The sequence below is a fragment of the Paenibacillus provencensis genome, assembly GCF_042678545.1.
In the GTDB taxonomy this organism is placed as follows: domain Bacteria; phylum Bacillota; class Bacilli; order Paenibacillales; family Paenibacillaceae; genus Paenibacillus; species Paenibacillus provencensis.
In genome coordinates this window covers 406,173-433,119 of sequence record NZ_JBHTKX010000001.1, presented here as the reverse complement: position 1 = coordinate 433,119, position 26,947 = coordinate 406,173, and the positions used below count along the sequence as shown (strand labels likewise).

Below are 26,947 nucleotides of genomic sequence, written 5' to 3'. Positions count from 1 at the left end.
GCAGGTCAAAGGACTTTTTAGGTTGGGGCTCAAATTTTTAGGAATCCAAAATATCAGTTCATTTGCCGTAATAGTTTTGCAGGGCCTCAACCAATCCGAGCGGATTCTTGGTCAGATATTGTGCACTAAAGTAAATATCGCCATCTACTTCTGGATATTGCTCATTGTATTTGAGCTGATTAATAATTTCATTCGCTGTATGCCAGCCTGCTTCTGAAGTTCCCAGCTTATATGGTGAGTGACCAATATACAGATCTACGTCCGTCCCTGTCACCTCATCAACCCACCAGTCAACCAGAATATCGTATCTCGCAGCTGGAAGCGACAAGCTCCAATAGATTTGCGGAGCAACATAATCAATCCATTCCTCCTGTATCCAGGTACGAACATCGGCATGCATGTCATCATAAGCTGTCACGCCAGCTTTCGTATTCGAGCCTGTCGGGTCGTCTGCGATATTTCTCCACACGCCGAAGGGACTAATCCCGTACTCGACTCCAGGTTTGGAGGCTTCGATTTGTTCCCCAAGTGATTGAACGAACCTATTAATGTTATCTACACGCCAGTCATTAATATCTTTATAGTTGTTGATATTGTACGCTTTGAAGGCAGCAGCATCATTAAAGGTAACATTTGATGGATAGAAATAATCGTCCAAATGAACCCCATCAATGTCATAGCGATTCACAACTTCCATAATGGCATCAATAATATGCTGTCTTGCTTCAGGAATACCCGGATTAATGTACATCTGATTCTTAGCTGTAACGATCCATTCCGGATGCTGGTTCACTATATGATTGGCTGCGTTCTTGCTGCTGTCGGCTGTCGTATTAGCTCGGAAAGGATTAAACCAAGCATGGAATTCCATCCCCCGTTTATGTACCTCCTCAATCATAAAGCTGACAGGATCATATCCTGGATCTACACCTTGTGTGCCTGTCAATACCTTGTTCCAGGGAACAAGTGTGGAAGGATATATTGCATCGGCAGCGCCTCTCAATTGAACAAATACGGCATTGATGCCCATAGATTCCAGCTTATCGAGCTCCTGGATAAAGTCTCTCTTTTGCTTCTCGACATTGTTCGCTGAGCCTGATTTCGGCCAGTCACCGTTAATGGTGGATATCCACGCGCCTCTCATATCATGATCCTCCGGTTCTCCAGGTACAATCGGAATTTCCGGATCAGTCGGCCACAAATTTGTAGAAGTGAGGTGAATGGTCTTGGCCGATTGATTCCATTTCACAATAAGGCCCAGATGCTCGCTGACAAAACGAATCGGCACCATCACACGGTTTTGAGTGTTGGTCACATTCGCGGTCAACTGCACCGTTCTTCCATTTACAATCGCCGTGCTCTTCCCCTGTGTCAGCGACAAGTCATTGCCAAACCCCTGAATCCGAACTGTTTTGGACGCCTGATTCCACCCTACCGAAGCGCCAATGCCTTCACTAATTACACGAAGCGGCACCATCGTGACATTGACTTTAGGCACAATATAAGGGGCAACGTCCGTCTCCAGCTTCTCTCCATCCAAATAGATTGTAATTGCTGACGTACTGGCTGCGAATGTTACAGTTCCCCCTTGAAATGCCAGCAAACAGACTAGCAATAATGCGATGCATTGTTTCAATTTCCTCATACAACCCTTGTCCTCCATAGCATTGGTATTTAGAAAAATAAACCATTTCCTATGAATATAGACGCGGGTTATATTCGGTTAGTTGCGGATAAAAAGAAAAACACCGGTCCCGGAATTTAATCAGGACGGTGTTCCTCTATGATTCGTTTGTCAATTCTTTGTGCACATTCTGTAAATCCTCTAAGCGGGCGTTGTCTCTGCGAAAATACTCGACAAGTGTTTCGATGCATGTAATGGAATCCCAGCTCAAATGATGCTCTATCCCTTCAACATCTGTATAGATATTCTCTTTCTTGACGCCAATCATCGTTAAAAATTCCTCAAGCAGCTCATGACGGTCCATTAGGCGCTTGCCCATCTTTTTGCCTTTTGGCGTCAGCACGAGTCCGCGGTATTTTTCATAGATTAAATATTCGTCTTTATCCAGCTTCTGGATCATCTTGGTTACAGAGGAAGGATGGACTTCCAGCCCCTCAGCTATATCGGATACACGCGCATAGCCCTTCTCGTCAATTAACTTATAAATTCGCTCCAAATAATCTTCCATACTGGGCGTTGGCATTTGCCTTACCTCTTTTCATTTATGAACTAGCGTCTGATTCGATCGCACAACTTTGCTCTTGTAATGATACATGTTATCACTTGCGATTTGCAAGTCTTAAAGCCTGACAAGCGCTCCTTACATGACTTAACTTACCACGCTTAATATGAACACACCGATGGCACAATAACAAAGAATTGAATATAGGGAGAGGAGCCAACAACCCATGACGTTACTCGTTCCGGAAAAGCCTAAACGCAAGCTTAAGCCTACAGCTCCCTTTGTTCCTGATTTAGTTTATTTTGAACCACAGGCACTTGAATATGATAAAGGCAAACGCATTATGGAATGGGTCAAAACTCATAATATTGAATATCGAATGACCACTTCGCATAACCGAATTACGAATCTGCCAGGGGAGACGGATCAGGAGAAATATCGTATTGCCAAAAGAACCCTCGTGGTTGGCCTCCGCAAAACGCTTAAATTCGATCAATCTAAGCCCTCTGCCGAATATGCGATTCCGATATCTACAGGATGCATGGGACACTGTCACTACTGCTACCTGCAAACCACGCTTGGGAGCAAGCCCTATATTCGTGTATATGTGAACACAGAGGATATACTGCATGCGGCGAAGGATTATATTGAAGTACGCAAGCCGGAAATTACCCGGTTTGAAGCTGCTTGTACTTCCGACCCTGTCGGGCTTGAACATATTACAGGGAGCCTTGGCGATCTCATTCGCTTTATGGCTGATGAAGAGTTTGGACGACTTCGGTTCGTTACCAAATATCATCATGTAGATCCACTACTTAACATTAAGCATAACGGCCATACGCGTATTCGATTCAGCGTGAATGCCGAGTATGTGATTAAGAATTTTGAGCCTGCCACTTCCCGATTCGAAGAACGTATTGAAGCAGCAGGAAAAATAGCTCATGCCGGTTATCCGCTCGGATTTATTATCGCCCCTATTATTTGGTATGACGGCTGGGAAAAGGGCTATAGCGAGCTGCTGGAACGGCTTAAAGAAAACCTTCCACAGGATGCGACAAAGGATTTAACATTTGAGATGATTCAGCATCGCTTTACCAAGACAGCCAAAAATGTAATTGAGCAGCGCTATCCCAAATCCAAGCTGGAAATGGATATAGCCAAACGCGAGACCAAATGGGGGAAGTGGGGACAATATAAATATGTATACCCCAAAGATCAGCAGCAGGCTCTCCGTGAATTTATTACCGAACGCATCTTCGAAGCTTTCCCTCAAGCAAAGATCGATTATTTCACCTAAGTTCGTGGTAAAAAGCCGTTGAATGCATGATCAATCCGCAAATGCAAAAAAACCATCAGTCATCGACTGATGGGCTTCTATACATACCTAAAGTACCATTTAGAAAATCATCCACTCTGGCGTAATCCGTTGCAGCCAAATCGTAATTTGGGTCATTCGGTCTGTAAAGAGCAATATGCCCATCAGCACCATGACACTGCCGCCGACTTTCATCAGTACACCTGAATATTTGCTGATAAACCTTGTTGTTCCAACAAAAAACGCCAGCAAGAAAAAAGGGAGCGCAAACCCTATTGTATATCCTGTAATAAGGGTAACCCAGGTGCCCGGCTCAGTCGCTGCCATAGCAATAATGGCAGTAAGAATAGGACCAATGCAAGGGGACCACCCTGCGGAAAAGCCAATGCCGAAAATAAAGGAACCGAAATAACCGGCTGGCTTCCATTTGACATCAAGCTTTCTTTCCTTCATTAATAGCTGCGGCTGAAACAGCCCAATTAGAAATAACCCCATCACCATAATAAGAATCGCGGACAGCATCCGAATCAAGTCCTTATACTCGTGAAAAAATTCGCCAAAGATGCCGGCGCCCAGTCCGAGTGTGTAGAATACGACGGAAAAGCCCAGGATAAATGCCAGTGTATGGCTTAATGTACGCATACGGACCTCACGCTTGTTCTGCTCATGCTTCAGCTGTTGCACCGATAAACCCGTTATGTAGGACAGATATGATGGATACAGCGGCAGACTACAGGGCGATAAGAAGGAAGCGACCCCTGCTAAAAAGGCTAATAATACGTTCACATCAGGCATGACTACAACGCCCCCCTAAGAACGAATGTAAGAATTCGGACAAGATAATATCTTAAGCCCGAATTCCTTTTTTACCGAGCATAATGACAATAAGCATAGCGATAAGCATGAGAACAATCGTTGCTCCAGGGGCAAGGTTCCAGACACCTGCAATGACAAGTCCTGCAATGACGGCAATTTCTGAAATTATGACAGATAGTATAATAGAAGATCTGAAGCTTCTCGCAATCAAGAGACTGACAGCAACCGGAATGGTCAATAGTGCCGATACAAGCAGCGCACCAACGATCTTAATTGCTGTACTGATCACCAGTGCCGTCATCACGGTTAGCAGCATGTTCAAAATCTTGGTAGGAAGACCGGTAACAGCTGCCGCATCCTCCTCAAAGCTAAGCAGGAAGAACTCCTTATGAAAAATAGATACTACCGCAATAACAATAACGGTTACGATTCCGACAACCGTCAGATCGGTTGTATCCAGCGTATAAATACTTCCAAATAAATAACTCATTACATCCCCATTATAGCCTTTACCAAGAGTAAAGAATAAGGAAGCCAGCGCTACTCCCCCGGACATAATTATAGCAATTGATAATTCAGCGTAACTCTTGTAGGCTTTACGCAGCTTCTCTATAGCAAATGAAGCCAAGACCGCAAAGATAAGGCCTACTGCAATCGGGTATACACCCAGTAAAAAACCAAGGGCCACCCCCGCAATCGTTACATGCGACAAGGTGTCCCCGATCATCGATAATCTGCGAAGCACAAGAAACAAACCAATCAGCGGGGCTGTGATACCAATAAGTATCCCGCCAGCCAGCGCCCGCTGAAAAAATTCACTCATTAGAATTTCCAATTTCCACGACTCCTTAACCCTTATAACAATGAATGCTGTAAATCTGTCTGAGCACAGTTCTCCAGATCATGTGAATGACGAGCATAGAACTTGATCTTGCCGTTCTGCTGCTCGGGTTCTTTTCCAAGGTATCCTTCAATCATATCAATATCATGAGATACCATTAAGAAAGTCATATGATGATGCTGATGCATGTGGGTAACGAGCTCGAAGAAGCTGGCCTGTGTCTCAGCGTCAATGCCTACTGTAGGCTCATCAAGGATAAGCAAATCTGGACGGTTAATCAGCGCCCGGGCCAAAAAAGTACGCTGCTGTTGACCACCAGACAATTGACCGATCCTCTTATCAGCCAAATCCTGAATCCGCATGACTTCAAGCGCATCATCGCATTGCTGCTTATGCTTTTGACTCATTCTTCGGAATATATTTTTGTTGTTGTACAGCCCCGACTGTACGACTTCTCTAACCGTAGCCGGAAACAATGGGTTAAAGGCGTTCTTTTGCGGTACGTATCCAATGCGTTCCCAATCCTTGAATTTTGCGATTGGTGTGCCAAACATTCGAATATCACCAGACCCTTGGGGCAACAGTCCAACGAGCATCCGCATCAGCGTCGTTTTCCCTGCTCCGTTTGATCCAATCACGCCTACGAAATCCCGTTCTTTCACGGTCATATTCAGATCCTTGATCACCTGCTGTTCACCGTATGAGAAGCATAAATTGTTAAGCTCAAGGACAGGATCATGGCATAGTGCTGTAGCTGGTTGCATCAAATGTTCCATCCTTTTAATTCATATTAATATAATCCTATCATTTTCTTAGTCTATTTTAAAGCTGTGACTAAATTTTGTAAGTTTTTCTCCATCAAAGTGACGTAATTTTCACCGTTCTGCAGCTGCTCCTCTGTTATGCCTTCTACCGGATTAAGCACCATCGTATCAACACCCGCTTCAGAAGCAAGCGTCTTGGCCAGCTTATCAGATACCATCTCTTCAAAGAAGATATATTTGATCCCTTCTTCTTCAACCAGATTAGCTAAATTCATAATATCTTGTCCTGTTGGTTCTGCATCAGGAGATAATCCCATAATCGGGTGCTGGGTCAAGCCGTAATCACGGGCAAGATAGCCAAACGCTTGGTGAGATACTACGATCTCTTTGTTAGGTACTTTTGAAAGTTCCTCTGTAAATTTGGCATCCAAATCCTCTAACTGCTGTCTCAGTGCCTCATAGCGTTCTTCATAGCCTGCTTTGTGCTCAGGATCTGCTTCAACCATGCTGTCCTTGATATTTTCTGCCATAATCATTGCTGATTTAGGGCTTACCCAAGTATGCGGATCGGTGGAACCATGGTTATGTCCGTCGTCCGATGCTGGAGCTTCTTCTTCATGAGTGTGCTCCTCTTCATGTGCATGTTCATCTTCTTGAGCGTGCTCTTCACCTTCATGAGCATGTTCATCTGCAGCTTCCTCTTCACCTTCATGAGCATGTTCATCTGCAGCTTCCTCTTCACTTTCATGAGCATGTTCATCTGTTGCTTCCTCTGCACCATGATCATGTGTATGACCTTCCGAATCAATAAGCTCGATCCCTTCGGTTACTTCTACGGATTTAACATTAGAATCGCTGTCCAATCCCTTCAAGAAGTTCGGTACCCATGCTTCAAGTCCGGCACCATTGTAGAGAAACAATCCTGCATTGGAAGTAGTTACAATATCCTGACTACGTGGAGTCCAGCTATGAGGTTCAACCCCCGCTGGCTGCAAATTAATAACGTTGGCATCTTCCCCGCCTATAGTCTTAGCGAATTCATATATAGGATAAAAGCTCGTAACGACATTAAACTTGCCCTCTTCAACTTGCCCTTGTGATCCGTTGTTCGCTTCATCGCCGCATGCCGCTGTAAATATCATCACAGCGCTAAGCAATATTCCCCCGGCTAAATTCCGTACTTTTTTCCCAGACAAACTATATTTCATAATAACCTCCGCATCGAATTAATCGTAATCATTATGATTACTAACAGATAGTAGTATAGGCATACCTCCTAAGTTTGTCAATAACTATTTAGAACAAAAAAAGAGCGTCCACAAAAGGAACGCTCTTCACATTTATAAGCTTTAAATCCTCTTTTTATGATTATGTGCAGGATGAATCGATTTCATAACTTACGAAAATATAGGCCTCTTACTTCACAATTGCTCCATTCGGCATATTTTCAGGCACCGTAGCCAGCGTCAATTGATCTCCATGGGAGGCAGCAAGAATCATCCCTTGCGACAATTCGCCGCGCAGCTTCACCGGCTTCAAGTTCGTAACACAGATGACTTTCTTGCCCACCATTTCTTCTGGTGAATAGAACTTCGCAATACCGGATACGACCTGACGCTGCTCGTAACCAAGATCAAGCTGCAGCTTAAGGAGCTTATCCGCCTTTTTCACCGGCTCGCACGCGGTAACCTGAGCAACACGCAGCTCTACTTTGGCAAAGTCCTCAATTCCGATCTCCGGCAGATCTTCCGGTGCTTCCACGCTGGCATCTGCTTCTTTGGCCGGCTCAGCTTTGGTCCCTCCGGACATGGCACCCGCAATATAAGCAACCTCCTTCTCTACATCCAGTCTCGGGAAGATCGGCTCGCCCTTGCGAAGCTCATTCCCTTCTGGAACAAGTCCTGCTTGCTTGGTGCTGTCCCAGCTGGTAAGTTCTCCTTCCTGAATGTTGAGCTGCTCCCAGATTTTGCGCGGAGCCTGAGTTAAGAACGGCTGCAGCAATATGGATGCTACACGCAAGCTCTCCACCAGATGGGCCATAACGGAAGCGAGCTCCTCACGTTTCGCCTCATCCTTAGCAAGCACCCATGGCTGAGTTTCATCAATGTACTTGTTGCAGCGGCTGATGAATTGACCAATTAACGTCAGTGCCACAGAGAATTCCAGATTCTCCATTGCCTCTTCCACTTTTTCTACAGTACTCAGCGCAAGCTCTTCAATGGTGCCGTCAAATTCAGTCACTCTGGATTGGTATGCAGGCGTCTTGCCTTCAAAATATTTGTGCACCATCGCCACTGTCCGATTAAGCAGATTGCCAAGATCATTTGCGAGATCCGAGTTGACCCGCTCTACGAAGCTCTCGGGAGTAAATGTTCCATCAGATCCGAACGGTACCTCACGCAGCAAATAGTAACGTAGGGAATCCAGTCCGTAGCGATCAATCAGCGTCACTGGATCAACGACATTCCCTTTGGACTTGGACATTTTGCCGTCTTTCATGAGCAGCCATCCGTGGGCGAATACTTTTTTCGGCAGGGGAAGATCCAGCGCCATCAGCATAATCGGCCAATATATCGTATGGAAGCGTACGATTTCTTTACTCATCAAATGAACATCTGCCGGCCAGAACTTATCGTACAAGGAAGCATCATCACTCCCATATCCCAGAGCTGTAATGTAGTTCAGAAGCGCATCAATCCATACATACACCACATGCTTAGGATCACTGGATACTTTGACTCCCCATTCATAGCTTGTGCGGGATACGGCCAGATCCTCAAGACCTGGCTTGATGAAATTGTTAATCATCTCATTCTTGCGAGATTTTGGCTGAATGAAATCCGGGTTCTCTTCATAGTATTGAAGCAGCCGATCTGCATATTTGCTCATTTTGAAGAAGTAGCTTTCCTCTTTGACGAGCTCTACCGGATGACCACTGTCAGGGCTTTTTCCCCCAATAATCTTGCCATTCGCATCTTTTTCGGTATCCACCAGCTGTGTCTCCGTGTAATAGGTTTCATCAGGGATACTGTACCAGCCTTCGTATTCACCTTTATAGATGTCTCCCTGCTGAACCAGACGCTCAAACACGTCCTGAACGATGGATGTATGTCGCGGCTCCGTCGTACGAATAAAATCATCGTTTGAGATTTCGAGCTTTTTCCACAAATCCTGAATTCCTGCGACAATATGATCAACAAACTCCTGCGGCGTTTTACCTGCTGCCTTGGCTTTTTGCTCGATTTTTTGTCCATGCTCGTCTGTACCTGTCAAGTAACGAACCTCGTAGCCTCTTAGGCGTTTGTATCTTGAGATCGCATCCCCCGCTACGGTAGTGTAAGCATGACCGATATGCAGCTTATCGCTGGGATAGTAGATCGGTGTTGTAATGTAGAACGTTTTCTTGTCTGTCACTTTTGTATACCTCCTAATGTTTAATATGTAACTAAGGGATTACAGCACCATGCAAAACAATACAAAAAGACCCTCATCCCATATGGGACGAGAGTCTGTTAAACTCACGTGGTACCACCCAAATTCCCTGATCCCTTCCCATTCAGGTAAGAAATCAGGCTCACACCAGTCAAGATCCATTGCTTAACTGTGCCCGCTAACGCTGGCATGCGCCGCTCCCTTACCTGTCAATCTTAATAGGATTGATATGGCTCGAAAGCAGTTCCTCCAGGACCATTTTCCGAATCTTGCTTCAGACCGGTTTGCAGCTCCCCCGGCTCTCTGTACTAAAGCATATATGATCGTACTTATCCCTTCATAGGAAAAATATGCGTATAAGTTACATCTATAATATTGAGCTTATTCACAAAAATCATACAAAACAGCATTATTAATGTCAAGGCGCAATAGCCTAAGAGGAAGTATTACCTTCGCTGCCCTTCTTGGGAGGTACCAGATCCACTCCCCCTGGGTGCAGAGGATGACACTTTGCTATCCGTCTCGCCGCGAGCAAAGACCCCTTCACAGCACCGTGCACCTCAATCGCTTCGAGTGCATAAGCAGAACAGGTCGGATAAAAACGACAGCTGGGCGGCTTCAGCGGTGAGATGAATTTTCGATAGAATTTGACCGGTGCCTTCGCGATCAATCTAGCAGGCTTCATTATTAATGACCTTTAGAAGCAGACTTTTTCATATTTTTATCGGCTTTACCTTCTGTCTGACAGTCTCTGCAATATCCAAACACTTCAAACTTATGTTCAACAACCTGAAACTGGTCTGGTGTGTCTGTAAGCTTCATTGGACAGAACTCGATCGGCAGTGTCTTCTGACAATTCAGACATATCAAATGATGATGATGATGACCACTGCTGCACGAAGCTTTAAATTTAACCCCGTCTTCAAAGATGACCTGCTCCAATACGCCGAGTTCCTGCATCACTCTCAAATTGCGATAGACCGTATCAAAGCTTAATCCGCTGTATGATTTGCCCATATATTCGTAAACATCTTTTGGTGACAAATAACCTTCTGATTCGGCAAAAAGTCTTGCCAGCGTCTTGCGCTGATCTGTAATTCGAAGTCCTTGACCGGACATAGCTTCAATAATTTGATCCGTGGACAGCATGACTCTTACCCTCCTGTCATACCTATTTGTGTCATACCCTTATAATGCCTGAAATCAAGAGTCACGTCAACGAACACGTCTTTCGTGGTTCATCTAAGAACAAATCCCTTAACAAAAAAAGAACTCTGATATAGAGCTCTTTCCTTGTATGAACGAAATCTTATTCCTCAACCTGCGGCAATGCCGTAAACAACAGGTTGATTGGAAGACTGCTAGCTGGCGCAGCAGTAAACCAAATTTCGACCTTTTGCTCATAATTGCCTGTCCGATATAATACAACCTGCTCGTTCGGAGCACTTACTCCTCCGCTCTTTGCGAGAGGAATGGGCATTCCATTTACCATCGCATAACCGGAATAGGTCCCTCCGCGTGGATTAAAGGAGATCAATGTATTCGGAGCTACTTTATCCAAAGTGATCTTGTACAGGACACCAAAGTTACCGGAGTTTGAAGCCGTTACTCCTACCATGGGATCTACACCCGACACGTTCGGATCATCCTTGTTATCACCGATAACAAGACGCTGTGACTCTTCGCCAATCGTCTCGCTGTATTTGATAATGCGAGTCGGATTCTCATAAGTTCCGCGGTTGTGGACACCATCCCGATCAAGAACAGGCAGCTTCTTCACTGTAGTCAAAGGATCCAATTTCTCATCAATCATAATGACCTTATAGTCTATCGGATAATTGCTGTAAACATCAGAAAATAGTGAAATAATTTGACTCTGACCCAAGCTGGACAAGCTTAGATCTGTAAGGATCAGCTTACTTTCACCCGGCTTCAGCTGAGTAGTCGACCATTTTGTGCCATCCTGCATCGTTTCAAAATATCGTTGTACCGCTTTTTTGCCTGCAGCCTGAGCAATGTTGGTCGGACCTGCAAGACCTAGATTCTCAGTGCGGAGTGTAGCTGTTGCCGAGTTGTTATTGGTTGCAACCACGTACATCTTCACTTTTTTACCGGTGTTATTTAGATGGTGGAGCAAAAATCGAGTACTGCCGACTGCACTGTCCTGATATAGAATCCCTTCACGATTGACCGTTTCAGGACTATTGCTTCGTATCAGTGTACCTGGTTGATCCGTGTAAGTATAATTTACTTTGTCCCAAGTAGGCACGATCGAACCGTCAAAGGAGAATTCCTCTCCAATCGGTGTAAAAAGACGGTTAAACTCATTCAATGTATACAGCGTTTCATTTGTGATAATGATCGTTTTTTCGTAGGTGCGGCTTGCACCTTTATTATCCGTAACCGTTAAACGAATCGTCTTGGGTCCAGGTGTGAAAAATGCTGATGCGTTATTGTCCCACTGCGTATCGACAATATACTCGTCGTCGGTGCTCTCGTCCTTGTACGTAATCAGTTCGCCCATCTTGTATTCTTCTTTGTCCGTTGTAAACATCGGGATCGGCGGCTGATTTGGTCGCTCTACATTAATAGTAATTGTATATGGATCACTCCATGTACCGCTCGAATCCTGAACATAATAACTAACCGTATAGTTCCCTTCCGCTTCAAATACATCCTGTCTGCCTTCCCAGCGCTCATTGATAATGGCAAGGCCCTTTGGAGAATAAGGAGCCGTTACATAAGTTACCGTATCTCCTGCGTACACTGTGCTCGGCTGAATGCTGAATTTAGCAACCGGCTTATTCGACAGATTTAGAATAATCCGTTTATTGATGTTATCCACACTGTAAGTAATGCCAAGTGCTTGGGTGATCGATGTCAGTGGCACCATAAACGTATTGTTCGTCTGGTAGGAAGCACCCTTCATGCTCTTCGAAACGCCGTTAACAGTATAGCTGCTGCTGTTCGTTTTGAAGCGAAGTTCGTTGTTGCCCTGAATAATCAGCGTTTCTTTGGTCGCATAGTTGTACGAAACCTTGTATCCAACACGATCAACCAATGCGCGAATCGGCACATATGAAACACCGCTCTTCACAACCATCGGCTGTGGAGCGTAATAAGTTACACCGTCCTGAATCATCTTGCTGCTATTATAAAATAAGATAAGCTGGCTTGCGTTGACAGCTGTATTCGCTGCTGTATTAGTCTTAGCCGAGCTTACCTGCTGAGATACCGACTGCTGCTCTACAGCTTCTGACTCCGTGCGATCCTCTTCGGAAGGTGAAGTCTGCTCCTTCTTCTCTGTAGATTCTGCAGCTTGAGACTCATCTAACTGCTCACCGCTGTCCTCATTACCAGGTTCAGCATTATTGCCTGATTCTGCTGTATTCCCAGAATTGGCCACATTGCCCGTTTCGGTGTCACCTGATATGTCTTGAGCTCCGCTTACGGATTCTTCTGCGGGTTCTGTGTCCTGATTCACTTCAACATGGGTATCAGAAGAGTTCTCGTTATTCTTTACGTCATGAGACAGGCTTCCTTGCACACTTTCTGTTTGTTGATCAAGGGCTTGTCCCTGCTGAAGTCCGGCATTGTCTGATTGTGCACTCACCGGAAATGCCATCAGTACCTGTGAAGCGGCAAAGACGGTGAGAATAGATAATTTCTTGAAATTCATTCCTCGACTCCTTCTAATCGCTTAGTTGTATCACGCTACATGTCTCATTATTAGACGCAGTTGTAACTAAAAAGTTGCTCTCCACATTCTAAAAAATGACAAAAAGCAACATCCCCCAAATCGGAGAAGCTGCTCTTATGTCGTCATTTACTTATGTTTTCAAAGATTTCAGTTTGTCTTGGCTGCCATCTCACGATATTCAGAAGGCTTCATCCCATAATATTTATGGAACACTTTTGAAAAATATCTCCGTTCCCGATACCCGACCGCCGCTCCGATGGAAGCGATGCTCCGGTCTGTTCCGGTGAGCATCGCTTTCGCAGACTCCATTCTTTCTCTCGTTACATATTCAACAAATGTGACGCCAAAATGGCTTTTGAACAACTGGCAGAAGTAGCTTGAACAGATTCCAAGCTGATCTGCCATCTCTTCAATCCCCAAATCTTTATCAAGTCTTGCCGCGATATAATCTCTTGCGGATGCAACCAGTTCTCCTGCCGTGCGCCTCGGCAGCTCGCTGGCGCATGCTTCTGCCAAGGTGAGAGACAGCTCATAATACTCGCGGAGCGTAAGCGTCTGTAACATCACATTCCATATTCGTTCTTCTGCATCTGTCTGGAGCAGCTTCATTTCGTGCAAATCACGGAGCATGAGAACGACAATGTAGTGAAAATACTTAATGGCCTTGCCGTTATTCCCACCATTATCGGTGCACATCAAACTGTAAATCTGCTTCAGTACCGCTATAACCTCATTTTTGTTTTTCTGGCGAACAGCCAGTGTCAATCGATCCGACCACACACGGGACATCCATTCCAGCTCCTCGCCCGACTCCTGCTCATCCCTGATTTCATGCCGTGTGCCGGATTGCTCAGACATCATCATCGCTCGCTGAGCATCTCTGTATTCTTCGGCAAGCATGTAATCATAGACGATCTTGCCAGAAGCATACAATTCCGCGGCCATGCCGGATGCATCTGCAAACTTACGCTCCAGATCTTCAAGTAGAACAGGAATCATAGATCCTGTCTCAGGCAGTAAGGAATCATGTTCAATGACAATACACCATTCCCCATCCCGTGTCTGGATCACTTCTCCTGCTGTCCCAGAGGAGGCCAAATGACTTTCGATTACAGCGCCAACAGACTCATGCCATTCCTTACGCTCCTCCTCAGGCCATAGCAAAGAATTCAGGAAATAATCCTGTGCATCAAGTCGTATTAGAGAATATCGAGATCCATCTGCGGTGGACTTCACATCCATACAAGGATTGGGACTAGGAGACTCTCCAAGCAATACTTCCTGCAGCCATTTTCGACGAATCCACTTGCTCATGTGGAGCTGTCGCACCGTACCCTGCTGCTCCTTGTACTTCTTCTTACTGATACTGCTTGCAAGCGCACCAATCTTTGACTCCAGCTCCAAATAATCGATCGGCTTGCATATGTATTCACGAACGCCTTGCTGCAGCGCTAGTCTGGCATATTCAAACTCCTGGTAGCCGGTAAGCAGCAGAATCTCTGCTTCCCCGCCTCGTACACGGTATTGTTCAATGAACGTTAAACCGTCCATGACAGGCATTCGAATATCACATAAAATGAGATCAGGCTGAACATGGGCGCTAAGCTCCAAGGCTTCACTTCCTGTACGGGCAACTCCAGCCACCTTGATTCCGAGCGATTCCCAGTCGATAAACTCCTTCAAATTATCAAGTATAGGCTGTTCATCATCAATCAGCAGCACACTCAGTTCCAAGACGAATCCCCCCAATCGTTTTTGGGTAGTACACACCGGATCATCGTTCCTGCCCCACTCGCAGAGCAGATAAATATACCGTAATGATCTCCATATTGAATGCGAATTCGGTCGGCTACACTCCGAACACCAAGACCGCGACGTTCAGACATCGCCGGAGATATAGGTTCATCCTCCATTTCCGTCGTCTTCGCCATGTATTCAAAGCGTTCAAGGACGTTGTTATCCATCCCGATCCCATTATCCCGCACTTCAAGCACAACTTTACCCATATCTTCCCATGCAGTTACCCGGATGACTCCTTTGTAATCAATTCCTTCAAATCCATGCTGAATGCTATTCTCGACAAGGGGCTGCAGGGTGAGCTTAAGGATGGGAAACGTTTCGAGCTTCTCCGGAATATCAATCTCATATTCAAATAGATCAGCAAACCTGTATTTCTGAATCGCCAAATAGTTCTCTAGATGCCTCACTTCCTCCTTGATCGGAATTTCTTCCACTTCCTGAATGCTGATACGTAAAATACTGGCCAGCCTGTTTACCATCTCACTGACCTTCCTTCTTTCGCCACGAAGAGCAAGTCCATTAATGGACTCCAGTGTATTAAATAAGAAATGCGGCTTAATCTGTGCTTGCAGCACACGAAGCTCAGCTCTTGTCTTCTGCATCTGCTCTGCCTTGACTCTGCGGAACAAGCTGCTGATTTTGTCCATGAGATCATTGATGCCTTGTGCTAGCAGTTGGAGCTCGTCGTAGCCTTTGCCCTCGATCCTTGCACTGAAATCTCCGTCTTCCACTCTGCGCATAAACCTTACAAGTACCGCGATCGTGCCTGTAATCCGATTCATAAAAAAGACGTTGAACATAAGAGCGGCAAATAGACAGCAAATAATAATAATCACATACCAGCTGACAAGCTGATTCGTTTCTTTTGCCAAGGTGTTCCATTCGGTTACAGAAACAAGCTGCCATGGGTATCCCTTCATTTGGTACTGTGAAAGTATGCTCTCTTTTCCGTCGAAATTCAGCCTGGTGCTGTGGTATCCTTTTCTGCTTGCAAAAGTCTCGCTCATCAGCTCCGACATATACCGCCCAATATAAAAACCGGATGGATCATATACGACAAGCCCATCTTGGTTTACCATCATGAATTCCGTATCCTGATTGCCGCTCATGCTGAGATTACGGAAGATCCGGTCAATTTCCCAATTCTTTATCTGTACAACCAGAACACCGATGTTTTGAAAAAAGCTAAGCTCCTTTACAAGCCTAATTTGTGTAAATACAGGCTCATATCCTGTGAATTCTGGATGCTCCAGTGGAGCAATCCACAGGGGAACACCGTTTAATTCTTTCACTTGATTGTATAGTGGATGATTGGTGAACTCCCCGAAGGGAAGTGCCTTGAAGTCTTCTTTTGTAAAAATGGAGACGATCCGCTCGCTGGTGGAATGCTCCAAATTATAGAGAAAGGCATAGCTGATCGCAGGGTAATTATAGAGCAGGCTGCGAAAATTCCGCTGACTCGCATTCAGATAGAGCTGATCGCTTTCACCGAGGTTCACAGGCTTCTCAGATTCGAGAGCCATCTGAAACACAGACGTAGCAATTCCATTGTCCGTTACATTGTTCATTTCCTGAAACACGCTTTCGATGCTGTAGCTGATCGACTTCAGCGCATACTCAGCCTGCTCGCTGTATTTTTTCTCAATTGTACTCGATGTCACGAGAAAGGTTCCAAAGCCCATGACACACATCGGGATGATGATCAATGCCAGAAACGCCACAACAAGTTTGCTACGCAAGTTCAAGAACGCATTTCTCCCCGGTCGAAGAGCATAAGCGTAAGTCTCGTCACCCTTTGACGCTACCTGCGGTTACACCTTCAATGATCTGCTCTTGCAAAATGGAATAAATAATGATAACCGGCACGACACTGTAAACAATACCCGCTGACATCTGAGCGTAGTTCATCTGGTACTGATCTCTGAACTGCACCATTCCTACAGGCAGGGTACGAAGTGTGTCCGTGGATAAAAAGTAATTGGCTAGAAGAAATTCATTCCAGTTGCCAAGAAAGTTAACAATGAATACCGTAACGATCGCTGGAATGGTTAGAGGTAACACTATTCTAGCAAAAATACCCTGTGCCCTCAACCCGTCCATAACGGCAGCTTCCTCAATTTCACTTGGGAGCGACCGCATAAAAGCAGCCAGAATAATAATTGTAAACGGAAGCGCATTTGCAATATAAGGAATGATGAGCGCAAGATGCGTATCCAGGATGCCAAGCTTGCGAACAAGCAGATAGATGGGCAGCATGAGGGAATTGTTCGGAATGAGCATGCCGATCAGGATCAGGCTGAAGAAGGCAGCGTTCCATTTTCCATGCTTCATTCTTGTTATCGCAAAGGCAAACATCGCTCCGAGCAAGATTGATACCACCGAGGCCAGAATTGAAATATACAAGCTGTTAAAAAAGTAGGTTCCGATCTTCGCATTAACCCAGGCTTCCACATAATTTTCAAATGCAAACTCTTGCGGGATGCCAAACGGATTAAGCGCAATCGCGTTGTTATCCTTCTTGACGGATGAAAAGATAACAAAGAGAAATGGAAACAAAATAACGAGCAAGTAACTGAGCAGAAATACATGGGGGATTGATTTACTCAAGCTTCGCATCATTAGTATTCAATCCTTTCACTGCGGCGGGCAATCAGCACTTGATAAAGAGCCGTCAGAATGAGTGTAAATACAAATATGAGGACAGCAATGGTATTTCCGTAGCCGTATTTAAAATTTGTAATCGCATATTTAATCATATAGGTTGCAAGCACGTCTGTTGATCCGGCTGGTCCGCCTTTTGTCATAACAATAACGATATCTGCCGCCTTCATGGCACCCGCAATGGACAGCATGATGACTACAGAAATGATAGGCTTAATCAGCGGCAGTGTAATGGACAATGCCCTTTGCAGCCGGTTCGCTCCATCGATCTCAGCAGCTTCGTCCAGATCACGCGGGATGGCGAGAATCGCTGCGAGTACCATAATGATGTAGAAGCCAGTCCACTGCCAGGCATTCGTCAGCAGGATGGAGAACATGGCATATTTCTCGTCTGACAACCAGTAGATCGGTTCGATACCGAACAGACTGAGAATCTGGTTTAACAACCCGATATTCGGTTCATAGATGAAGCCCCACAATATCCCAATAACTGCTGTAGACATAATTGAGGGAAGGAATACCGCCGTTTTGTACAGACCCTTGAGCCGCTTCACATTCGCAATAAGAAGAGAGAAGAATACAATCAGTGGAACCTGAATACCGCACGAAAAAAGAATAAACCATCCATTATTCAATGCCGACTCCCAGAACCTCTCATCTCCAAATGCTTTAGTATAATTTTCAAAACCGATAAATTTCGGATTTTCAGATACGCCATTCCAGCTGGTAAAGCTGTAGTATATCGAATTCAAGATCGGATAAATAAAAAACATAATAAACAATATCAAGGCAGGTAATATAAACATCGAGTATACCCAAGGGTTCTTGAGTGATTTGTTCATGTGCCAACAGCCTCCCATGGAAGAGCCAATAATGTACAGCCTCATACCCATTTAGTGTGTAAAAAAACCCCGGACGCTGTCCGGGGTAAGCAGTCCTGTTATTTCATCGTAACGATTGCTATTCCACTGCTGCGTTTGCTTCCTCTTGCACTTTCTGCAGATCTTCTGCCATTTGCTCAGGGGTCGTTTGGCCGCCGATCAGCTTCTGAATCTGGATATTACTGATTTCTGTCGTTACATCGGCCTGAACAAGCGAGTCAAATGCAGGGAAAGAAGTAGCGGAAGCATTAAGTACAGCTACAATCTCCTTCATCAAATCATCCGTAATACTTTCGGTCAGAACAGCTTCATCGAATTTCATCGCTGGCAGCACGCCGTCTTCAACCAAGCCTCTAATTTGCATTTCTTCATTAAACATATTCTTAATGAATGATTTGACTGCTGCCAGCTTCTGTGGATCGTCTGCAATTGAAGCCGCAAATCCGTATCCATTATTCACATCACGCATCAGAGAAGTTTGATCTCCGACTCCTCCATCTACCGGTGGCAAGTTGAAGAATCCGACCTTTCCAATCAAGCCCTCTCCGGACTGCCCTTCTTTGAATACCGATGATTTCCATGTTCCATCGTACATCAGAATGGCTTCACCGCTCGTAAATTGAGTCGTATACTCCGCATACTCAAATCCAAGCTCGCCTTTCTTGAAGTATTCCTTGTCAACCCATTCCTGGTGTTTAGCAAAGGCTTTGACAACTCCTGGATCTGTCCATGCCGCTTCCCCGGTAACAAACTTGTTTGTAACATCAGAGCCTGCGTAGCGGGACCAAAGATGGTTCGTCAGCATAAGCGGTACCCAGCCAGCCTTGGAAGCTCCTGCCAGCGGCACTTTACCATCTGCCTTAATATCAGCCAGCTGCTGCTCAAACTCGGCAAAGGTAGCTGGCGGCTGCCAACCCTTCGACTCGTAATATTCCTTGTTGTAGAAAAATCCTTCACCCGATCCCCCGACAGGAAGACCATACACATTGCCTTCATAAGTGAATGGCTCAAGCGAAGAGAATTTGTCTTGAATGCCCAGCTCTTCTAGAATTGGCGTCAGATTAAGAAGCATGCCTTCTTTGGCATATACCTTAGCATCCGGACTGCCGAAGAGGTCGAAGATATCCGGCGGATTGCCTGCGGCCATTTCCCCCCGCAGCTTTTCTTTGCGGTTTACGTCTGAATCAACCCCATCTAGCGTAAATGATGCGCCTTCGACTTCCTCCTCCACTTTCTTAACCACGTCCTGCAGGATCGCAAGCCTGCGTTCCTTGTCCGCACCGACCTGGGTATGCCGAAGCGTCATTTCAAACGGCTCAGCCGAAGCTGCCGGCGGCGTTTCACCAGAAGTTCCGGGCTCCGCAGCAGGTGTTTCTGTATTAGAGCCACCTCCACAACCTGCCAGTGTTAGTGATACAACCAGCATTAACGACATCATAGAACCAAACTTTTTCTTCAACATCCGTTTGCCCCCGCTTTCTATGAGCTTGTATTGTATGTAACTTACTTGCTTTACAATTTACATTATAGAAACAATGCTGTTCTTCCGATAGGACCACAATTTAAAGATCGAGGGATAAAATCCTCGAAAAAATACATAAAAACTCCCTTCGCATGTAAGAAGGGAGTTCGTTATCACGACAACATATCAAATTTGTATTTTGCTTGCTCCTTGCGTCCAGTCTCAATGAGATGGTAAGCACGGTCTATTTCATCTTGTTCAGGAGTGGGGACACCCTCAAGCGGATATTCTTGTTTGCCTAGCAGCTTCCATTTATAGATTCCCATTTGATGATAAGGAAGAATCTCGAATTTATCTACCCCCCTCCAGTGTCCCTATAAACCGGCCCAGACTCAACAGATCGTTCTCATCATTATGAATGCCAGGGACATATACATGTCGGATCCACATCTTCTTGCCATGATCAGACAACCGGCGTGCCCTGTAGAAATTTGCAGAATTTAGCGCATATACAAAAAAGCCGACTTTCTGATTAAGAGAAAGATTCGGCTTCCTTTTATATATGAAATGATATAGACCATCCATTGATTCATCCAACAACAATATATAATTTGCCCTTCATGTTATGCACCCTATATGTTTGCACCTTGGTAATATTAAAAGCTTCTCTTATGACATCTCCCGTTTCCAGGTCAATCTTCCAATCGTCAGAAGGATCATAAACCGTATGTCTAGACACAATCCCCTCCGTCAGCCTTATTCCCTCTGGATTTATGCGGACATTATCGAGAGCAAACAGACCACCGTCACTTGTTCTGAACACGCCAATTTCTCGGTCATTTAGAGTAACCTTACGTCCGATCAATGAATAGAAATCCCGCTCGTTTCCAATTGGATAAGCCCTGGCCTTAATGAATTCAGACACACTAACAGGCACCTGTTGTTCCTTAATTCTCCCTTTGATCACACCCATAGGTTAACCCTTCTTTCCAAGATACGGTAATGTCTTCATTTCTGAAATGAAATTGATTCACCTAATTATTTTAAATTAAAGATTCTGAAATGGGAATCAAATTTTGACGAATATTTCAAAATGATACCATGGTAGGATGTTTTGTTATGTGAATATTCTCACTATGGATGTTTTAGGTCTTTTTATCGACAAAAAAAGCCTGCCGACGACTACTGTCGTTCAGCAAGCTCTAATCTAACTTCATCCCTCGGACTAAGAACCATATCTAGTCCATATTCCATTAGTTCTTTATTATTCACTTCAATTTTCCATTTTTCCGTAATTAGCGGGACATAACCATCAATGGAGTGAATGAATCTCTTGTTATCTGTCAGCTGGACCCGCTCATTCTTCTCGAGAATATCTCGTACCGTCAAATTAGGAAAATAAAGACTTGCAATCGAACCCCGCAAATCTGGCTGACTTACTCCACCATAAATCGTTAATGTCACAGCCGATGGCTCCATATTTTCAATCTGGACAATAGGTTGAATGTATAGAATTAGTGAATCTTTGCTTTCTAAAGAATGTCCCCATGCATCAGAACCAATATCTTCATCATTTAATTTTAATCTCCACTCAAGAGACTCATCTAATACATATGAGCCAACTGAAGCAATTGCATTCGAACCTTCAGCAAATTCAGCGACTCGATCGATTGCTTCATGTACTGTTAGTCCTTCATTAATTCTAATTTGTACAGGTTGAGTTAGTGCGGGTATGTAGTTGCCGCCTTCTACACGGAGTTCAACAGATCCCGGAGTTTGGTCCTCCGCCATGCTTGTCCCCTTGTCTATCGAACTGCAGCCCGTAAATATGAACAAGAGTAGAATTATTGCTGAAATTGTAAATGAGTACCGCACTTTCATGCAATCACCGCCTTACTTTTTTTTGCATTATTCTACAATCTATTTATATAGCATACTATTTTCTTATGTTTAACTTCAACTCAAATAGAAAAAAGCCCAAAATTGGGCTCTTCTTATTTGACCTGTCTGACATTACTGAACTGCTGCTTGCATATATATTCGTTTACCGCTCATATTTTTCAAATATGGACCAAGCCCCTTAAATTGCAGACCTGATACATAAACTCCCGTCATAAGCTTACCTTCCATCGTTCCCCACTCTGAATCAAAAACGACAGATGGGGCAGGCACATCCTCTTGATAAACGGTAACTCCGTTATCTCTTCTTCGATAATGGATTCCACTCTCGTACAATGGTCTCTCCGTCAAATAAGTCGGCACAAAGTAGGCTGCAATGACATCCATCTCTTCACCCGTATAGAATGATTCATCTCCAAGAAACGGATGGAACAATTGAATCTCTTCATACTGTGACCATATGAATGCCTGAAGAATTAAGCTGGCAAAGGAGCCGCCAAGTCTCGCAGACAATGCTGTAGACTCGCCAATGCTTGTATCCGTTTTCAGATCAGCTAATGAAGGATGGTCTTCTGCTTGTTCATACTGATATTCACTTCCGATGAATTTCCATCCTTTGCTCGTGTGGATCCACTTTTGAAAATATGAGCGCTGGGACTGCACTGTTGCCTCAAGCTTCTCTGCTGCTGCTGGAGAAAAATACTGCTTCACCATTCTAGCTGCCTTCTCATAGATAGACTGAACGCGGAGGGATGCTTGCTCAAGCTCGGCAACATCTTGTTTAAAGTAATTCACTTTACGAGACACGACGATTTTGTTCAAGTAGATCGCCCTCCTTCTATGCCTTTTCGACCTTTCTGCAATTATACTACGAAAAGCACCGACTTGTGCAAGGACGATCCTTTATCTTTCTTCAGAAAAATAAAAAGTTTGGTCATTACTTAAGCATATCGTGGTCAACATACCGTTCACCGTTAAGCTCACTGAGCACCTCAATGGCCACCCTTGCTCCGTCACCGGACGTCACGATCGTATGGACACTGACTCCAGCAATGACACCCGCAGCCCACACACATGGCATACTGGTTCTGCCGAGACGATCCACTTCAATAACTGATTTTATTCTTGGCTCACGTCCTTCAATCATACGAATCCCGCTATTTGCCGCCAGTTCAGGATTGGCACCGGTCGTTAGAATCGCATGCCGTGCCGTGTATTCCTTGCCCGATTCTGTTGTAAGCCTGACCTGACCACTCTCAGAAGTAACCAGAGTTACCTTCTCATCGTAGAAAACAGCGCCAAACTTCTCCGCCTGTTTTCTGCCTGATGTTAACAGATCCGGCCCTGAAATGCCCTCGGTCCCATAGTGGTTCTCTATCCAGGCGCGTTTCGTCATACTTGCACCGCTATCAAGAACGATCGTTTCTTTGCCTGCCTTAGCCGCAAAAATAGCTGCACTGCCTCCTGCAGGACCTGCACCAACAACAATAATATCTGCCATGAGTTTCATCCTCTCCACACAAGATTCATGACGCCACGAACGAACTTAGCTTCGGCTATTCAACCCATTGTTCCGCCCACTGCTGAATTCCTTGCATTACAGGTTGGAGTGCCTTTCCTTTGTCGGTAAGCTCGTATTCAATTCTCACAGGTGTCTCTGGATATACATGTCTGATCAAAATGCCTTCGCTCTCCAGATCCTTCATTCGCTCTGACAGCATTTTATCACTCATTTGAGGTATGAGATTCGAAATATCTTTAAATCGTTTAGGACCATTCATTAATGTTTGAATAATGAGACCATTCCATCGTTTGCCCAGGAATGAAAAGGCCGACTCAAATCTTGGACACATCTTCAGATGTTGACCTTCCATTATATTCACCTCTTTAAATAATTCCATTAACCCAAACTTACAATTAGTTAGTACATATCATAATAGCACATTTCGTGGTATATGGAAAGAAACTATACAATATCCCATGAAGTATACTATAATCATTAACCAAAAATGAAGCTAATGACATGTAAAATCAGTCAACCGTTTCAATTAAAAAAGACCATCCTAAGACAGTCCATCTACCTCTGTGCGTACTTTGAATTTTCCCTGCAAGATCGGGATTCATAAGCATTTTTATTATACCACGCTGATTTTTGAATAACCAGTTCTTTATACCTATATAATTTTTATAAAAAAACCATGGACTCACTTCGCTGTAAGTCCATGGCACGATATACTAAATTTTCTTATACAAGTACGTTACCTAATGCTCTGACGGGCTCGCTGTTTCCAAATACAGGTTTGGTATGATGTAGAGGATAAGCCCATCGGATGGAATTGCTGATGACTCTTAGAATTTCCGGACGGTAGTAGGTTGGATACGTTTCATGTCCTGGTCTGAAGTAGAAAATCTTGCCTTCGCCTCGCTTGAACGTACATCCGCTTCTAAACACTTCCCCACCCTGGAAATTACTCAAGAATACTAGCTCATCAGGCGTTGGAATATCAAAGAACTCACCATACATTTCCTCATGTTCCAATATAATATGGCTGTCGATCCCCTCTGCAATCGGATGACTCGGATTTACAGTCCATATAATTTCTTGTTCGCCTGCTTCCCGCCACTTCAGGTCACAGGAAGTCCCCATCAGCTCTTTGAACGGCTTGGAGAAATGTGCTGAATGAAGAACAACAAACCCCATACCGTTTAATACTCTCTTCACAACCTTGCTAACGATTTCGTCGCTTACTCTGTCATGAGCCATATGCCCCCACCAGATTAATATATCTGTCGTATTCAAGACCTCATCCGTAAGACCGTGCTCCGGCTCATCAAGGGTCGCCGTACGAATCGCGTATCCTTCTCCAGAAAGACCATCAGCAAGTGCTTTGTGAATGCCTTCCGGGTATACTTCTCTAACCTCATCATGGATTTTTTCGTGAACAAATTCATTCCAGATGGTGACGTTTATCATTCTTATTTCCCCCTATTGATGTTAGACCCACCACATATCGCCAAGCGGTTCCTCAATAAGAACTTGCTTGAGATTGTGGACGGCTTTTGAAAAACCTTCCTCAACGGACATCAGTCCGTCTTCATGTTCGATACTGACAACATAATCATATCCGACAAGTCGAAGGGCGCTGATAATATCTGCCCAGGTTTTGATATCATGACCAAATCCAACAGTGCGGAATTGCCATGCGCGGGTTTGCATATTTGTATAATCCTGCATATCGGTAAGACCGTGCATATTTACATTGACAGGATCAATCGTTGTATCCTTGGCATGGAAATGGTGAATGGCTCCTTCACGGCCCAGAATTTTAATGGATTCCACAGGATCAATACCTTGCCACCACATGTGAGAGGGATCAAGGTTTGCCCCGATGACTTCACCAGCTGCCTCACGCAACTTAAGCAATGTAGCTGGAGTATGAACCGAGAATCCGCCGTGCAATTCGAGTCCGATTTTTACATTGTGGTCAGAAGCGAATTTACCCCATTCCGTCCAATATGGTATCAGTTTATTCTCCCATTGCCATTTCAATACTTCCTGGAAATCATTGGGCCATGGGGCGACAGGCCAGTTCGGATATTTAGCATCCTCATGATCACCAGGCAGGCCTGAGAACGTATTAACAACTGGAACTTCAAGCTTCTCAGCCAGTTTCACCGTGTCAACAAAATCATCATGGAACTTCTTAGCAATTTCCTTTTGCGGATGAAGCGGGTTACCATGGCAGCTGAGCGCACTAATGATCAGGCCACGGGATTCAACCGCCTTCTTGAATTCTTTCAATGCTGTTTCATTCTCCAGGAGCTCAGCCGGTTTACAGTGAGCATTACCTGGATGTCCTCCTGTACCGATCTCAATAGCACCCAGACCTTTGGACGCGATGTAATCTAATGCATCTTCAAACTTACGACCACCGAATAGTACTGCAAATACGCCTAATTTCATAAACTAAAACCCCTCCTGTATTGTAATGTGTACTTCAACTTCAACTATAATTAAACTGCTGCTTCTAAATGAATAAGGAAGTTTGCTTATTACTCGAAATATACCGCTTTTCCAGTACGTGCTGATTCATAGATAGCTTCAAGTATTTGAGTTACGACGTAAGCCTGTTCTGGTTTGACAAGAGGTTCCTTATCTTCCTGTATCGCCTCTATCCACATTCTGGCTTCCCGATCTGCGTCACTCTCGCTCTCACCTGCAAAGAAGGCAACTCCACCGGCGTTAAGGTCAATATTCTGCTCATAAAGCCTGCTTAATTTCTCACCATTCAAACGAAGACCATTCTTCATATCGGCTCCGCCTTCTGTCCCTGCAAGTAGGGTCTGTGCCTCGCCTGTCTCCACCACATTAAGAGCCCAGCTCGCTTCCACCTGAATAGTAGCCCCGTTCTCCATCGTCACAAAGCCGAAGGCTGAATCTTCAACGTTGAACTCCTTAGGATCCCAAGGACCAAATGCATTCGCTGCATTTTCCCGTCCGCTCAGCTTATGAAATACAGAACCCATTACACTCTTAGGTTTGTAGTTATCCATCAGCCATAAGGTTAAATCAAGCGCATGTGTGCCGATATCGATCAAAGGTCCGCCGCCTTGCTTCTCTTCGTCCAGGAATACGCCCCAAGTCGGAACACCTCGGCGGCGAAGCGCAATCGCTTTGCCATAATAGATATCCCCGAGTTCTCCGGTTTCTATAAGCTCCTTCAAATAGAGACTGTCATTGCGGAAACGGTTCTGATAAGCGATCGACAGCTTCTTGCCCGTCCGTTTCGCCGCTTCGATCATTTCAAGGGCCTGCTCCGATGTTTTGGCCATTGGCTTCTCACACATGACATGCTTGCCTGCTTCTAGTGCCGACACGGTAATGACCGAGTGGGAATCGTTTGGCGTACACACATGGACAACATCAATGCTCTCATCCTTGAGGAGCTCTTGATAATCTGTGTATACCATCGCTCCCTCGGCACCAAATTTGCTTGCTGCTTCTTCTGCGCGGGATTCGACAATGTCACAGAATGCAACCATTTCAGCATTCTTTTGTTTAAAAAGGGATGGCATATGTTTACCGTTTGCGATACCTCCACAACCGATAATAGCTACTTTTAATGTTTGGGTCATGAACTTTACCTCCGCCTGCAGCTTGTTAATTTAATTTTTGTTTAGCAAGTCCTC

General features: G+C 44.8%; 24 protein-coding genes and 1 pseudogene. 1 reads left to right on the top strand and 24 read right to left on the bottom strand.

Going from position 1 to position 26,947, the window contains the following annotated elements; genetic code table 11:
* Nucleotides 1-58: 58 nt before the first annotated feature.
* Nucleotides 59-1,645 carry a family 10 glycosylhydrolase gene (locus tag ACFQ3J_RS02105; RefSeq protein ID WP_251580987.1) on the bottom strand — a complete coding sequence of 529 codons (1,587 nt, stop codon included), beginning with the start codon at nucleotides 1,643-1,645 and terminating at the stop codon, nucleotides 59-61.
* 136 nt (nucleotides 1,646-1,781) lie between these two features.
* Complete coding sequence (mntR, locus tag ACFQ3J_RS02100) at nucleotides 1,782-2,207, bottom strand: transcriptional regulator MntR (protein ID WP_091158220.1); 426 nt, start codon at nucleotides 2,205-2,207, stop codon at nucleotides 1,782-1,784.
* Between the two features lie 205 nt (nucleotides 2,208-2,412).
* On the opposite strand from mntR, the gene splB reads away from it, so the two are divergent.
* Nucleotides 2,413-3,483: a spore photoproduct lyase gene (gene splB / locus ACFQ3J_RS02095; RefSeq protein ID WP_251580985.1), complete on the top strand. Its 1,071-nt coding sequence runs from the start codon at nucleotides 2,413-2,415 to the stop codon at nucleotides 3,481-3,483.
* Nucleotides 3,484-3,582: 99 nt separating this feature from the next.
* Here splB and ACFQ3J_RS02090 read toward each other — a convergent pair whose 3' ends face one another.
* From ACFQ3J_RS02090 to ACFQ3J_RS01985, 22 genes and pseudogenes are all read right to left on the bottom strand, one after another.
* Nucleotides 3,583-4,296, bottom strand: coding sequence for a cytochrome c biogenesis CcdA family protein (locus ACFQ3J_RS02090; protein WP_251580983.1), 714 nt, complete (start codon nucleotides 4,294-4,296; stop codon nucleotides 3,583-3,585).
* Nucleotides 4,297-4,348: 52 nt separating this feature from the next.
* Nucleotides 4,349-5,152, bottom strand: coding sequence for a metal ABC transporter permease (locus ACFQ3J_RS02085; RefSeq protein WP_251580981.1), 804 nt, complete (start codon nucleotides 5,150-5,152; stop codon nucleotides 4,349-4,351).
* A 20-nt stretch (nucleotides 5,153-5,172) separates the two neighbouring features.
* Entirely contained in the window at nucleotides 5,173-5,922 is a 750-nt protein-coding gene (locus ACFQ3J_RS02080; protein WP_091158226.1) for a metal ABC transporter ATP-binding protein, read from the bottom strand.
* A 53-nt stretch (nucleotides 5,923-5,975) separates the two neighbouring features.
* Complete coding sequence (locus ACFQ3J_RS02075; RefSeq protein ID WP_251580979.1) at nucleotides 5,976-7,130, bottom strand: metal ABC transporter solute-binding protein, Zn/Mn family; 1,155 nt, start codon at nucleotides 7,128-7,130, stop codon at nucleotides 5,976-5,978.
* A gap of 208 nt (nucleotides 7,131-7,338) precedes the next feature.
* Nucleotides 7,339-9,336 (bottom strand): methionine--tRNA ligase, encoded by a 1,998-nt coding sequence (gene metG, locus ACFQ3J_RS02070; protein WP_251580977.1) that lies wholly within the window; start codon nucleotides 9,334-9,336, stop codon nucleotides 7,339-7,341.
* A 451-nt stretch (nucleotides 9,337-9,787) separates the two neighbouring features.
* Nucleotides 9,788-10,039: a membrane protein insertion efficiency factor YidD gene (gene yidD / locus ACFQ3J_RS02065; RefSeq protein ID WP_091158231.1), complete on the bottom strand. Its 252-nt coding sequence runs from the start codon at nucleotides 10,037-10,039 to the stop codon at nucleotides 9,788-9,790.
* A 2-nt stretch (nucleotides 10,040-10,041) separates the two neighbouring features.
* On the bottom strand, nucleotides 10,042-10,503 hold the full coding sequence (locus tag ACFQ3J_RS02060) for a Fur family transcriptional regulator (RefSeq protein WP_091158232.1): 462 nt from the start codon (nucleotides 10,501-10,503) through the stop codon (nucleotides 10,042-10,044).
* A 160-nt stretch (nucleotides 10,504-10,663) separates the two neighbouring features.
* Nucleotides 10,664-13,033, bottom strand: coding sequence for a copper amine oxidase N-terminal domain-containing protein (locus ACFQ3J_RS02055; RefSeq protein WP_251580975.1), 2,370 nt, complete (start codon nucleotides 13,031-13,033; stop codon nucleotides 10,664-10,666).
* A 168-nt stretch (nucleotides 13,034-13,201) separates the two neighbouring features.
* Nucleotides 13,202-14,788 (bottom strand): response regulator transcription factor, encoded by a 1,587-nt coding sequence (locus tag ACFQ3J_RS02050; protein WP_251580973.1) that lies wholly within the window; start codon nucleotides 14,786-14,788, stop codon nucleotides 13,202-13,204.
* Complete coding sequence (locus ACFQ3J_RS02045; RefSeq protein WP_251580971.1) at nucleotides 14,779-16,599, bottom strand: cache domain-containing sensor histidine kinase; 1,821 nt, start codon at nucleotides 16,597-16,599, stop codon at nucleotides 14,779-14,781. Before ACFQ3J_RS02045 ends, ACFQ3J_RS02050 begins: the two co-directional genes overlap by 10 nt.
* A 43-nt stretch (nucleotides 16,600-16,642) precedes the next feature.
* Entirely contained in the window at nucleotides 16,643-17,470 is an 828-nt protein-coding gene (locus ACFQ3J_RS02040) for a carbohydrate ABC transporter permease (protein ID WP_091159215.1), read from the bottom strand.
* A 2-nt stretch (nucleotides 17,471-17,472) separates the two neighbouring features.
* A complete protein-coding gene (locus tag ACFQ3J_RS02035) occupies nucleotides 17,473-18,357 on the bottom strand; it encodes a carbohydrate ABC transporter permease (protein ID WP_091158238.1) in 885 nt (294 codons plus the stop codon).
* 118 nt (nucleotides 18,358-18,475) lie between these two features.
* Complete coding sequence (locus tag ACFQ3J_RS02030; RefSeq protein ID WP_091158240.1) at nucleotides 18,476-19,858, bottom strand: extracellular solute-binding protein; 1,383 nt, start codon at nucleotides 19,856-19,858, stop codon at nucleotides 18,476-18,478.
* 173 nt (nucleotides 19,859-20,031) lie between these two features.
* Nucleotides 20,032-20,338, bottom strand: a pseudogene (locus ACFQ3J_RS02025) (pyruvate formate-lyase-activating protein); the annotation flags it as partial.
* 109 nt (nucleotides 20,339-20,447) lie between these two features.
* Nucleotides 20,448-20,831: a nitrite reductase (NAD(P)H) small subunit gene (locus ACFQ3J_RS02020; RefSeq protein ID WP_251580970.1), complete on the bottom strand. Its 384-nt coding sequence runs from the start codon at nucleotides 20,829-20,831 to the stop codon at nucleotides 20,448-20,450.
* 209 nt (nucleotides 20,832-21,040) lie between these two features.
* Complete coding sequence (locus tag ACFQ3J_RS02015; RefSeq protein WP_379292275.1) at nucleotides 21,041-21,649, bottom strand: hypothetical protein; 609 nt, start codon at nucleotides 21,647-21,649, stop codon at nucleotides 21,041-21,043.
* 222 nt (nucleotides 21,650-21,871) lie between these two features.
* Complete coding sequence (locus ACFQ3J_RS02010) at nucleotides 21,872-22,579, bottom strand: hypothetical protein (protein ID WP_091158245.1); 708 nt, start codon at nucleotides 22,577-22,579, stop codon at nucleotides 21,872-21,874.
* Between the two features lie 115 nt (nucleotides 22,580-22,694).
* Nucleotides 22,695-23,258 (bottom strand): FAD-dependent oxidoreductase, encoded by a 564-nt coding sequence (locus ACFQ3J_RS02005; RefSeq protein WP_251580967.1) that lies wholly within the window; start codon nucleotides 23,256-23,258, stop codon nucleotides 22,695-22,697.
* Between the two features lie 55 nt (nucleotides 23,259-23,313).
* A complete protein-coding gene (locus ACFQ3J_RS02000) occupies nucleotides 23,314-23,631 on the bottom strand; it encodes a winged helix-turn-helix transcriptional regulator (RefSeq protein WP_091158249.1) in 318 nt (105 codons plus the stop codon).
* 371 nt (nucleotides 23,632-24,002) lie between these two features.
* Complete coding sequence (locus ACFQ3J_RS01995; protein ID WP_251580966.1) at nucleotides 24,003-24,731, bottom strand: ThuA domain-containing protein; 729 nt, start codon at nucleotides 24,729-24,731, stop codon at nucleotides 24,003-24,005.
* A 21-nt stretch (nucleotides 24,732-24,752) separates the two neighbouring features.
* On the bottom strand, nucleotides 24,753-25,721 hold the full coding sequence (locus ACFQ3J_RS01990; protein ID WP_091158252.1) for a sugar phosphate isomerase/epimerase family protein: 969 nt from the start codon (nucleotides 25,719-25,721) through the stop codon (nucleotides 24,753-24,755).
* 89 nt (nucleotides 25,722-25,810) lie between these two features.
* Entirely contained in the window at nucleotides 25,811-26,893 is a 1,083-nt protein-coding gene (locus ACFQ3J_RS01985; protein WP_251580965.1) for a Gfo/Idh/MocA family protein, read from the bottom strand.
* Nucleotides 26,894-26,947: the final 54 nt, after the last annotated feature.